The sequence below is a fragment of the Streptomyces sp. NPDC036764 genome (assembly GCF_055609385.1).
In genome coordinates this window covers 274,281-286,377 of record NZ_JBVJPT010000011.1, presented here as the reverse complement: position 1 = coordinate 286,377, position 12,097 = coordinate 274,281, and the positions used below count along the sequence as shown (strand labels likewise).

7 protein-coding genes are annotated in these 12,097 nt (G+C 71.7%); 4 read left to right on the top strand and 3 right to left on the bottom strand.

The annotated features are described in order from the left end of the window. Nucleotides 1-115 precede the first annotated feature (115 nt). The 4 genes from ACZ69Q_RS32740 (at nucleotide 116) to ACZ69Q_RS32725 (ending at nucleotide 6,636) form a co-directional block, all read left to right on the top strand. A complete protein-coding gene (locus ACZ69Q_RS32740; RefSeq protein WP_471048864.1) occupies nucleotides 116-1,792 on the top strand; it encodes an NAD(P)/FAD-dependent oxidoreductase in 1,677 nt (558 codons plus the stop codon). Beyond that, the gene (locus tag ACZ69Q_RS32735) at nucleotides 1,789-3,228 is read left to right on the top strand and encodes an ATP-binding protein (RefSeq protein ID WP_471048862.1); all 1,440 of its coding nucleotides are present in this window, start codon (nucleotides 1,789-1,791) and stop codon (nucleotides 3,226-3,228) included. Before ACZ69Q_RS32740 ends, ACZ69Q_RS32735 begins: the two co-directional genes overlap by 4 nt. Next, complete coding sequence (locus ACZ69Q_RS32730; protein ID WP_471048859.1) at nucleotides 3,225-3,578, top strand: UBP-type zinc finger domain-containing protein; 354 nt, start codon at nucleotides 3,225-3,227, stop codon at nucleotides 3,576-3,578. Before ACZ69Q_RS32735 ends, ACZ69Q_RS32730 begins: the two co-directional genes overlap by 4 nt. A 115-nt stretch (nucleotides 3,579-3,693) precedes the next feature. Further along, the gene (locus ACZ69Q_RS32725) at nucleotides 3,694-6,636 is read left to right on the top strand and encodes a helix-turn-helix transcriptional regulator (protein ID WP_471048858.1); all 2,943 of its coding nucleotides are present in this window, start codon (nucleotides 3,694-3,696) and stop codon (nucleotides 6,634-6,636) included. A gap of 6 nt (nucleotides 6,637-6,642) precedes the next feature. Here ACZ69Q_RS32725 and ACZ69Q_RS32720 read toward each other — a convergent pair whose 3' ends face one another. From ACZ69Q_RS32720 to ACZ69Q_RS32710, 3 genes are all read right to left on the bottom strand, one after another. Next, nucleotides 6,643-7,833 (bottom strand): SGNH/GDSL hydrolase family protein, encoded by a 1,191-nt coding sequence (locus ACZ69Q_RS32720; protein ID WP_471048856.1) that lies wholly within the window; start codon nucleotides 7,831-7,833, stop codon nucleotides 6,643-6,645. Further along, a complete protein-coding gene (locus ACZ69Q_RS32715) occupies nucleotides 7,830-10,205 on the bottom strand; it encodes a glycosyl hydrolase family 95 catalytic domain-containing protein (RefSeq protein ID WP_471048854.1) in 2,376 nt (791 codons plus the stop codon). Before ACZ69Q_RS32715 ends, ACZ69Q_RS32720 begins: the two co-directional genes overlap by 4 nt. Before the next feature lie 63 nt (nucleotides 10,206-10,268). Beyond that, a complete protein-coding gene (locus ACZ69Q_RS32710; RefSeq protein ID WP_471048853.1) occupies nucleotides 10,269-12,080 on the bottom strand; it encodes an alpha-galactosidase D in 1,812 nt (603 codons plus the stop codon). Nucleotides 12,081-12,097 lie beyond the last annotated feature (17 nt).

Genomic DNA, 12,097 nt, shown 5'->3' with positions numbered 1-12,097 from the left:
GCAGGGTCCGGCATACCCGCGCGGAGCGGGGCGATCGAACATACGATGGGCAGGACCGGGCCGGTGACGATGGGGACGCCGTGCCCTGACACCGGACTCTCGGGGTGGGAGACGTATGGCACAGGCCGCCGAAGCAGCGCGGACCGTCATCCTGACCGTGGACGACGACCCGGGAGTCTCCCGGGCGGTCGCCCGGGACCTGCGGCGGCGCTACGGCGAGTCGCACCGGATCGTGCGCGCGGAGTCCGGCGAGTCCGCGCTGGAGGCGCTGCGCGAGCTGAAGCTGCGCGGAGACCTCGTCGCGGTGATCCTGGCCGACTACCGCATGCCGCAGATGAACGGCATCGAGTTCCTGGAACAGGCCCTGGACGTGTACCCGGGTGCGCGGCGGGTGCTGCTGACCGCGTACGCGGACACCAGCGCGGCGATCGACGCGATCAACGTCGTCGATCTCGACCACTACCTCCTCAAGCCGTGGGACCCGCCGGAGGAGAAGCTGTACCCGGTCCTGGACGACCTGCTGGAGGCGTGGCGGCGCAGCGACTACCGGCCCGTGCCCAGCACCAAGGTGGTCGGGCATCGCTGGTCGGCGCGCTCCTCGGAGGTGCGGGAGTTCCTGGCCCGCAACCAGGTGCCCTACCGCTGGTACTCCGCCGACGAGCCGGAGGGGCAGCGGCTGCTGGCCGCGGCCGAGCAGGACGGGCAGCGGCTGCCGCTGGTGGTCACGCCCGACGGGACGCCCCTCGTGGCGCCCGAGGCACCCGAGCTGGCGGCCAGGGTCGGGCTGGCCACGACACCCACGGCCGACTTCTACGACCTCGTCGTCATCGGCGGCGGGCCCGCCGGGCTCGGCGCGGCCGTGTACGGGGCGTCGGAGGGGCTGCGGACCGTGCTGGTGGAGCGGTCGGCGACCGGCGGGCAGGCCGGGCAGAGCTCCCGGATCGAGAACTACCTCGGCTTCCCGGACGGCGTGTCGGGCGCCCAGCTCACCGACCGGGCCCGGCGCCAGGCGGCCAAGTTCGGCGCCGAGATCCTCACCGCTCGCGAGGTGACGGGACTGGAGGTCAGCGGCGCCGCCCGGATCGTACGGTTCTCGGACGGGTCGGCGGTCGCCGCGCACAGCGTGATCCTGGCGACCGGGGTGTCCTACCGGCAGTTGCAGGCGCCGGGCTGTGCGGACCTGACCGGCCGCGGCCTGTACTACGGGTCGGCGCTCACGGAGGCTCCCGCCTGCCAGGGCCAGGACGTGTACATCGTCGGCGGCGCGAACTCCGCCGGGCAGGCGGCGATGTATCTGTCGCGGGGCGCCAAGTCCGTGACGCTGCTGGTGCGCGGGGCGTCGCTGTCGGCGTCCATGTCGCACTACCTGGTCCAGCAGATCGAGGAGTCGCCGAACATCTCGGTGCGCCCCCGGACGGTCGTCGAGTCCGCGCAGGGCTCCGGCCACCTGGAGCAGCTCACGCTGCGCGACATGGACAGCGGGCTGACCGAGAGCGTCGACGCCCAGTGGATGTTCGTGTTCATCGGCGCGGCCCCGCTGACCGACTGGCTGGACGAGACGGTGCTGCGGGACGAGCGTGGATTCATCCTGGCGGGGCCCGACCTCACCGCCGACGGGCGGCCGCCGTCGGGCTGGGAGCTGGACCGGCCGCCCTACCACCTGGAGACCAATGTGCCCGGCGTGTTCGTGGCGGGCGACGCACGCTCGGAGTCCGCCAAGCGTGTCGCGTCCGCCGTCGGAGAGGGAGCCATGGCCGTGATGCTCGTCCACCGTTATCTGGAGCAGTCATGAGCGGGCCGCTGATCCCGTGCGAGCCCGCGGAGATCGGCTCGCTGTTCCTGTTCGAGAAGCTGACCCCCGAGCAGCTCGGCCGGCTGTGCAGCGAGGGCCGGGTGGAGCAGTACGAGCCCGGCCCGGTGTACACCGAGGGCGACCCTGCCACCTGCTTCTACGTGATGATCGAGGGCACGGTCGTGCTGTACCGGCGGGTCGCCGGGGACGACGTGGAGGTGACCCGGACGTCCCAGCGCGGGGTGTACGCCGGGTCCATGCAGGCGTACCTGGGCGACCGGGTACGGCAGGTCTACAACAACTCCATGCGCGTCACCGAGCCGACGCGGTTCTTCGTGCTGCCCGCGGACACGTTCGCGAACATCATGCAGGAGTGGTTCCCGATGGCGGTGCATCTGCTGGAGGGCCTCTTCTTCGGTTCGAAGAGCACCCAGCAGGCCATCGGACAGCGCGAACGGCTGCTGGCGCTGGGCTCGTTGTCCGCCGGGCTCACACACGAGCTCAACAACCCCGCCGCGGCGGCCGTACGCGCGACCGCGACGCTGCGCGAGCGGGTCGGAAAGATGCGGCACAAGCTGGCGATCATCGCGCAGGGCTCGTACTCCCCCGAGGTCATGGCGAACCTCATCGACCTTCAGGAGCGCACCGCCGAGCGGGTCGCCAAGGCCCCCACGCTCAGTCCGCTGGAGGCCGCCGACCGCGAGGACACGGTCACCGACTGGCTCGACGACCACGACATCCAGGACGGCTGGCGGATCGCGCCCACCTTCGTCCAGGCCGGCCTCGACGAGGACTGGCTGGACCAGGTCGCGGCGGCGGTGGACGAGGACATCCTGCCGAGCGCGATCGGGTGGCTCAACTACACCGTCGAGACCGAGCTGTTGATGGACGAGATCAACGACTCGACCACCCGCATCTCGCATCTCGTCGACGCGGCCAAGCAGTACTCCCAGCTCGACCGCGCGCCCTTCCAGAACGCCGATGTGCACGAACTCCTCGACAGCACTCTGCTGATGCTGTCGGGCAAGATCGGGCAGCGGATCGACGTCGTCAAGGACTACGACCGCACGCTGCCGAAGATTCCGGCCTACCCGGCGGAGCTCAACCAGGTCTGGACGAACCTGATCGACAACGCGGTCGCGGCGATCAAGAGTGTGGGCGGCGAAGGGACGCTGACCGTGCGCACGGCGTCGGACCACGACCGGCTGCTGGTCGAGTTCCGCGACACCGGGGTCGGCATCCCGGCGGAGAACCGGGGGCGGATCTTCGATCCCTTCTTCACGACCAAGCCCGTGGGCGAGGGCACCGGGCTCGGCCTGGACATCTCCTGGCGGATCGTGACCAACAAGCACCACGGCACGATCCAGGTCGAGTCCGAGCCGGGCGACACACGTTTCCAGGTGCTTCTGCCGTTCACGTCCGAGGAGGCTTCATGACCAGCGCAAACGGCATCGATCCCAGCGTGCCCCCGAGCGGCGGCGGCTGTACGGAGTGCGACGAGGCCGGCGGATGGTGGTTCCACCTGCGACGGTGTGCGCAGTGCGGGCACGTGGGCTGCTGCGACAGTTCCCCCGCCAAGCACGCGACGGCGCATTTCCGGGACACCGGGCACCCGTTGGTGCAGAGCTTCGAGCCGGGCGAGGACTGGTACTGGAACTACGACACCAACGAGATGTTCGAGTCGGGGCCCGATCTGGCTCCCCCGGCGAGCCATCCGGCGGACCAGCCGACGCCGGGGCCGGCGGGGCGGGTGCCGGCGGACTGGGCGAAGACGTTGCGCGCCTGACAGCTCGGGGCCTTCGGCTTGATGGCAGCCGCGGGTCCGTGGGGGTTGATCGCGCAGTTCCCCGCGCCCCTGAAAGGCCACGGGTTCTGTCGGCGGCAAGTGGCAGGATGTTTTCGTGTCGCAAGCCTCCTTCAGTACCCCGCTCATCGGCAGGGACGACGAATTCGCCCGGCTCTCCGGGGTGCTGGAGCGTGCCCGGGGCGGAGAGGCCCGGGCCGTGCTGGTCGCCGGGGACGCGGGGGTAGGCAAGACGCGGGTGCTCGATGAAGTCTCGGGACGAGCCGCCGCGGGCGGGATGATCGTGCTGACCGGGCACTGTGTCGACCTGGGTGATGTCGGGCTGCCGTATCTGCCGTTCACCGAGGTCCTCGGGGTGCTCGCAGGTGACGAGCGGTTCGCGGGTGCCCTCGAAGCGCATCCGGTCGTGGGCCGATTGCTGGGCGGCGGCACGGACGCCGTGAGCGACCGGCTGCGGTTGTTCGAGGGCATCGCCGGGCTGCTGGCCGATCTCTCGGACATCGCGCCGGTGCTGCTCTTGCTGGAGGATCTGCACTGGGCCGACCAGTCGTCGCGGGATCTGCTGCGGTTCCTGCTGAGCCGGGGCATCCTCCAGCGGACGGCCGGTGGGGCGCCCGGGCACCGGCTGGCCGTCTTCGCGTCCTATCGCGCGGACGACCTGCATCGGCGCCATCCGCTGCGGCCGCTGCTGGCCGAGCTGGTGCGGCTGCCCGCGGTCGAGCGGCTGGAGCTGCGGCCCATGGGCGACGCCGAGGTGGCACGGCTGGTGCGTGCCGTGCAGGAACAGCCGCTCCCCGACACGACGGTGCGGCGGATCGTGGAGCGGGCCGAGGGCAACGCCTTCTACGCCGAGGAGCTGGTCGCCGCCACGGACACCGAGGCCGGTGGGGTGCCCAGCGGGCTGGCCGACGTCCTCCTCATCCGGTTCGAGCAGCTCTCCGACACCGCCCAGCAGGTGCTGCGTACGGCCGCGGTCGCCGGGCGCCGCGTCGAGCACGAGCTGCTGCGGGGTGCCGTGGGAATTCCGGAGGAGGAGCTGGAGTCGGCGCTGCGCGAGGCCGTGGGGCGGCAGTTGCTGGTGCCGGGCGTCGGCGACACCTACGCGTTCCGGCACGCGCTCGCCCGCGAGGCGGTGTACGCCGACCTGCTGCCCGGTGAACGGGCCCGGCTGCACGGCGCGTTCGCCCGGCTGCTCACGGGACGCGGCCGCCCGGACGAGACGGCGGCGGAGCGCGCCCACCACTACCGGGAGAGCCACGATCTCGCCGAGGCCCTGGCAGCCTCGCTGGAGGCCGCCTCCCACGCGCACCGGGTCGGCGCGCCGGCCGAGGAACTACGGCATCTGGAGACCGCCCTCGATCTGTGGTCGTCGGTGGAGCCGGCGGCACGGCCCTCGGGCGAGGGCAACGACCGCGTGACGCTCACGCTGCGCGCGTCGGCCGCGGCCGCCCACGCCGGCGAGTCGCACCGGGCGGTCTCCCTGACCCGCTCCGCGCTCGCGGGCGTCGGCCAGGACACCGACGCCGAACTCGCAGCCCGGGTCCGCTACACGCTCGCCGGCAACCTGCTCGGCGTGGACAGCCTGACGGCGGCCTACGCCTACAGCAGTGAGGCGCTCGCCCTGATCCCGGCGGAGCCTCCGTCGCGGACCTGGGTGTGGGCGGCGGCCACGCATGTCCTGGCCGCACGCCAGGTCGGCGAGGACGAGACCGCGCTGCGGATCGCCCACGAGGCCCTGCGCACCGCCGAGGAACTGCGGGTGACGGACGCCCAGGCGGACCTGCTGATCTCGCTGGCCGCGCTGGAGGGCGGCGGCCGGCGCACCCCGCAGGGGCGGGAACGGCTGCGTGCGGCCCGGGAGTTGGCGCGGGCCTCCGGGAACGCGCCGGTGGAGATGCGGGCCCTGTTCAACCTCGCCGTCGGCTGCTTCGAGTCCGGTGAGCTGGACGAGTGCCTGCCCTGGCTGACGGAGGGCCTCGACCGGGCCCGGCGTGCGGGGTTGCTGTCGTCGCCGTATCCGCTGGAGATGCGGTATCTGCGGCTGCTGGTGCTGTACACGCTGGGCCGCTGGGACGAGTGCCTGAGCGTCGCCGCGGCCGACGCCGAAGTACTGCCCGCGACGGGCGGCTTCACGGCCGGTCCGGCGCTTTACGTCGCCCTCGCCCGCGGCGACCTGGGTGCCGTCGAGCGGGCCCGTGCGCTGCTGGACGGGCCGTTCGACTGGATGGGCACCCTCGTCGCGGGCATCGCGCTGACCGACGCCGCCGCGCTGCGCGGTGACGCGGAGGAGGCGGTGGAGCGGATGCGGACCACCGTCGCTGCTCTCACGGACGACGTGGGCAGGCCCCCCGATGTCACGGTCCGGCTCGCCGCCCTCTCGCTGTCGGCGGCCGCCGACCGGGCCGCCGCACTGCGCCTGGCAGGTGACGAGGCGGGCGCCCGCCGCTGGGCGGACACCGCGACCGAACTGGTCGAGCAGGCGCGGACGACGGCCGTTCGCGGCGAGGTCGGCACACCGCAGGGCCCGGAGGGCATGGCGTGGCTGGCCCGCGCGGAGGCGGAGTGGGCGCGGGCCGTCACCGGGCCGGACGCGGGGGCGTGGGCGAAGGCGGTGGCCGCGTTCGACTACGGCGACGACTACGAGCGGGCCCGGTGCAGGCTGCGCCACGCCGAGGCCCTGCTGGCGACGGACGACCGGGAGGCCGCGGCCGCCGAGGTCCGGGCCGCCCGGGAGACGGCGGCCCGGCTCGGTGCGACGCCGCTGCTGGAGCGGGCGGATGCCATGATCCGCCGCGGCCGCCTGGCTGAGGCCGCCGCCGACGGCTCCTCCCCGCTGACCGCCCGCGAGCAGGAGGTCCTGCGTCTGCTCGCCCTCGGCCGCAGCAACCGGCAGATCGGCGACGAGCTGTACATCACGGGCAAGACGGCGAGCGTCCACGTCTCCAACATCCTCGCCAAGCTGGACGCGGCGAGCCGTACGGAGGCGGTGGCCATCGCCTATCGGGAGGGGCTGATCACCCGCGGGGAGACGGTCGGCTGACGCCCCTCACCCGCTGGTGTCGCAGTCCAGGGCGGTCAGGTCGACGGCGTCGGCCATCGCCTGCATGCCCTTGTCGTTGGGGTGTATGTGGTCGCCGCCGTCGAGGGCGGGCAGCATCCTCTCCTGGTCGTAGGGGCTGCGCAGGATGCGGTCGAAGTCGGTGACGGCGTCGAACTCGCCGCTGGTGCGGATGAAGGTGTTGACCTCCTGGCGTACGGCCTCGCCGGCCGCGTCCCATTCGTGCCAGCCCTTGAACGGGGCCACGGTCGCGCCGACGACGCACTTGCCGGCCGCGTGCGCCCGGTCGACGATCTCGCGGTAGCCCTCGATCAGGTCGTCGGCGGTGACGCCGGTGTGCGCCTTGATGTCGTTGACGCCCTGGAAGAGGAACACGGTCCGCACGCCCGGCTGGGACAGCACGTCCCGCTCCAGCCGGTTCAGGGAGCTCTGCCCGGCGCCGTCCGCGAGGACCTTGTTCCCGGAGATCCCCTCGTTGGCGACGCCCTTGACCGCCGTGTCCGTCTTCTGAAGCCGGCGGGCGAGGTAGTCGGGCCAGCGGCGGTTCAGGTCGGAGGTGGACTGCCAGCCGTCGGTGATGGAGTCGCCGAGTGCGACGACCGCTCCGGTGCCTTTGGGGGCGTGCACGGAGACGGCGTCGAGGTAGAACCAGGACCCGGTGGGGATGGTCCAGGCGGTGCCGCTTTCCTCGGCGGTGTGGTCGCCCTGGGTGGCGTACGACGTCTGCATGGCCATCCAGTGGCCGCTCGCCGGGCCGGCCGCGTCCGGGCTGTGCAGGCTGACGACGAGGTTGGACGCGGCGGGCAGTTTGCCGGGCAGCGGGTCGCTCCACACGGTGGCGCCTGCCGGCACGGTGACGGTGCGCTCGCCGCCGAAGGCCAGGCGCCGGTTGCTGCCCGGCCGCAGTTCGGCGCCCTGCTTCTGAAGGCCCGCGTAGGCGCTGTCGAAGGTGATCGGCCGGTCCCCGAAGGCGTTGGAGAGCCGGACCCGCACCCCGGTTCCGCCGGCGCTGGTGTGCACGACGAGCCGGTAGCTGCGGCCCGCGACGCCGTCGGACATCCGGTCGGCACTGGCCGCCCAGGTGACGACGCCGCTCGGGCCGGCGGTCGCCTCGGTGGGCGCGGACTGGCAGGCGACGACCGTCAACAGGACGGCGGCCAGCGGCAGTTTGGCCCTCACCGGGCGAGGTCCTTCAGCGTGACGGACGCGCCGGGCCGCAGCGAGACCGTGCGGGACTCCGCGCCGTAGGCGACCGTCGTGGTGCGGCCGCCGACGCTGCGGATCCGCGCCTCGGTCGGCTTGCCGTCCCGCCAGTGCAGATCGACCTCGAAGCCGCCGCGTACGGGGACGCCCTCGACGAAACCCGAGGTGGCCCAGGCGTCGGGGAGGGCCGGGAGGAGTTCGATGTGTCCGGGCCGGGAGTACAGCAGCATCTCCACCATGGCGGCGGGGGTGCCGAAGTTGGCGTCGATCTGGAAGATGCCCCGGCCGCGTTCCACCTCGTAGATGTCGAAGAGGTTGAAGGCCGTGCCGTTGCTGCCGTCGATGGAGGGGCGGAGGTTGTTGACGATGAGCTGGTAGGCCTTGTCGGCGTCCTTCAGGCGGGCCCAGCACAGGCTGCGCCAGGCGTTGGCCCAGCCGAAGCTCTCCATGCCGCGTGCGGTGAGCAGGGCGGTGGCGCCGGCGACGAGGTCGGCCGGGGTGGAGCCGTCGGGGCGGATGCGGTCGCCCGGGAACAGGTTGATCAGCGGGGACAGGTGGCGGTGCGTGGTCTCACCCAGGTTGTCCGGCGACATCCACTCCTCCAGCCAGCCGCTGGTCGGGCTGACCTGCGGCAGGTACAGCTTCCTGCGCAGTGAGGCGATGGTATCCGCGAAGCCGGCGTCCCGCCGGAGTTCGGCGGCCGCGGTGCAGTAGTTCCCGAACAGCGTCCACACGACTTCCTGAGCATAGGTGATGCCCTTGGCGTCCTGCGGGCCGTGTTCCGGGGACCAGTCGCTGTCGTCGACGAGCACCTCCTTCGAGGTGCCGGGGAGCGTGACGGTGAGCAGCCGCGCCTCCCAGAACTCGCACGCGCCCTTGAGCAGCGGGTAGATCTTCGCCAGGTACTCGCGCGACCCGGTGTACTCGTAGTGCTCCCACAGGGTGGTGCACAGCCAGGCGTTGCCCGCCGGGTGCCACCACCAGCCGCTGCCGCCGTAGGGGTTGGTGGAGAAGGCGACGGCCCAGCCGGCGTTCTTGCCGCTGGAGTTGCGGTAGCGGTTGCGCGGGTCGTTGTACAGGCGGCGGGTGAGGTCGTTCCAGGACGGGAGCTGGGCGACGCAGTAGTCGGTGAAGGCGTCGAAGCACGGGGACAAGCCCGTCCGGTCGGCCATCCAGTAGTTCATCTGGATGTTGATGTCGGTGTGGTAGTCGCCCATCCAGTCCGGGTCGTTGCCGTCCAGCCACAGACCCTGGAGGCCCAGGGGCAGGCTGTCGCGCGAGCCGCAGATCATCAGGTAGCGGCCGAACTGAAGGTAGGCCGCCTCCAGTTCCGGGTCGGGTTCGGGGTCGCGGCTGCGGGCGTGCAGGCGCTCCCAGGTGTCCAGTTCCCGCTGCTCGGCCGTGGACGTGCCGAGGGAGAGGCCGAGTCGTCCGTACAGGGCGCGGTAGTCGGCGACGTGGGTGCGCCGCAGGGCGTCGGCGGACTCCGCGGCGGCGGCGTGGACCTTCGTACGGGCGAGTCGCTCGGGGGCGAGTGAGGGATCGCGGAAGCCGGCGTCGGCGTCGGGCGCGTAGTTGGTTCCGGCCGTGACGACGACGGTGAGGTCCTTGCAGTTGGTGAAGTCGATGCGGCCGCCGTCGACGGTGATCTTGCCGCCGATGCCGCGGGCCTTGACGGCGGCGCCGTAGCGCAGGCCGTTGGGCATGGTGGCGCCGAAGGACTCGGCGGCGGTGGGGTGCTCGCCGTGGGTGCCGGTGAGGGTGATGGTGCCGGTGTAGCGGCCGCCGCCGCTCTGGGTGAAGCGCAGGACGATGACGTCGTCGGGCCGGCTGGCGTACATCTCGCGCCGGTAGGTGACGCCGGAGCGGACGTAGGAGCTGGTGACCAGGCCCTGGGCGAGGTCGAGGGTGCGGCGGTAACCGCCCACGCCGCCGAGGTCGTGGTCGGGGATGTCGACGGTGAGCTTGGCCAGCAGCGTGAACGAGCCGAAGTCGGAGCGGCCGTAGGGGAACTGGCCGTCCTGGTCGAGGGTGTCGTTGAGGCCGCCGGTCCACATGGTGGCGTCGGTGATCAGGAGGAGTTCGCGGCCGGGGTCGTTGCTCGCGAGGGCGCCGATGCGGCCGTTGCCGACGGGCAGGCCCTGTTCGATCAGTGAGCCCTCGTCGCCGGGGGCCTGCCACCACAACTGGTGGCGGGCGGCGTCGGCGGGCAGCGGGACTTCGGCGGGGCGGGCGGGCGCGGCGGTGGCGGTGAAGGCGGGCAGCGCACCGAGGGCGGCGGTGAGGCCCGCGGTGGTGGCCAGGGAGAGGACGGATCTTCTGCTCGGCTCGTTCGGGTTGGTGTCCATGTGCGGCTCCGGGGTCGTCCGGGCCGGGGCCCGGCGCACGGCCGGGCCCCGACGGGAGGGAGATCAGAGGGACTTCGGTACGTCGATCCGGTCGATGTCCGGCGCGTAGCCCGTGCCGCTGTCGAACGTGACGGTGTTGGCCCCGGCCTTGAGCTTTACCGGCACGTAGACGCTGTTGACGGTCCCCCAGTCGCCGGTGGACGCGAACTTGTGCGAGGTGGCGCCGCCTGCGTTGGCGGAGACGAGGATCGAACGGGAGTCACCGCTGACGTAGGCGACCTTGACCATGTAGGTGCCGGCCTTGGCCACCACGACGTCGTTGACGGTGACCTTGCCGCCCGTGTAGAGGTTGCCGACCTTGCGGCCCTCGGAGCAGGCGGAGCAGTCGGCGACGGAGGCGTTGCCGCTCAGGGTGCCCGCTTCGGCCTCGTGGGCGGTCCAGGCGAGGTCGGTACCGCGCGGGGTGACGGTGAACAGGCGGGAGCCGTGGGCGGGAAGGGCCTGGGTGATCTTGTCGGTGTAGGTGCCGAGGCCTTCCTTGTTCCACACGTCGCGCACGGCGGCCTTGCCCTTGAAGCCGAGGGTCTGCCAGTTGGCGGTCACCGAGGCGGGTGCGTCGGAGAGGTTGAACAGGGCCACGGTGTAGGTGCCGTCGGGGTTCTTCCCGGCCCACACCTGCTGCGGGTCGGAGGCGGTGACGGGCTCGGCGGGCGGGGCGCTGCTCTGGTTGATCGCGAGGACCTCGCGGTTGGTCAGCAGCGACAGGCCGTAGGAGTCGAGCTTGGTGAGGTCGTCGCCGGTGAACAGCGGGGACTTGGCGATGGCCCACAGGGTGGCGTAGCTCTGCCGCTCGGCCTTGGTGAGGCCGTCCATCTCGCCGTTGCCGACGTTGAGGGAGTCGAGGTCGTTCCAGCCGCCGGGGCTTGCATGGTCGGTCCAGGCGGGGGCGTCGTCCCAGCGGTCGTCGACCGAGTTCTCCCAGGTGACCAGGGTGTTGCAGTAGCACTCGACGTCGGTGTCGATGCGCCAGCCGTTGGAGTACTTCTTCCAGTCCGCGACGTGCCCGTAGTCCAGGGACCAGGACAGTTCCAGGTGGATCGGGCGGCCGGCGGTCTCGATGGCCTTCTGCCAGGCGGCGACGTCGGCGACGTTGTTGTAGTTGTCGCCGTTCTTGAACGAGCCGGGGCCGACGCCGTCGAGCTTCAGGAAGTCGTAGCCCCAGTCGGCGAACATCTGCGCCTGGGAGTCGATGTATTTCTGCGCGCAGGGATCCGCGAAGTCGATCTTGTAGGCACTGTCCCAGCCGTTGGTGGTGCGCAGGTCGTCGTAGACGATGTCGCCGGTGGTGCAGCCCTCGGCGTTCCAGATCGGGTTCTTCCCGTCGTTGTACGCCCCCTTCTCCAGGCCGACCGGGAGGTAGATGCCGGCCTTGAGGCCCTTGGAGTGGATGCGGTCGGCGACGGCCTTCATGCCGCTCGGGAAGCGCACCGGGTCGGCCTTCTGGCGGCCGTACTCGTCGAACTGCGACTTCCAGGACCAGTCCATCCACCAGCCGGCGTCTATGTTGACGTACTCGTAGCCGTACTTCTTCAGCTTGGCGGCCATGGCGTCGGTCTGCTTGATGACGTTCGCCTCGGACAGGTAGCTGTAGTCGCCCTTCGGGTTGAGGCCCGGGTACTTCGACGACTGCATGGTCCAGCTCGTCCAGCCCATGTAGGGCTTGGCGGCCACGGCGGTGGTGGTCGGGGCGGCCGGGGGCGTGGTGGTCTCGGCCTGTGCGGACGGGACGGCGGCGGTGACACCGGCGGTGAGGGCCAGGACCACCATGGCTCTCAGGGCGCGTGCGGGCATGACGGAGTACGAGGATGACCTCATGGGTCGTACCTCCAGGG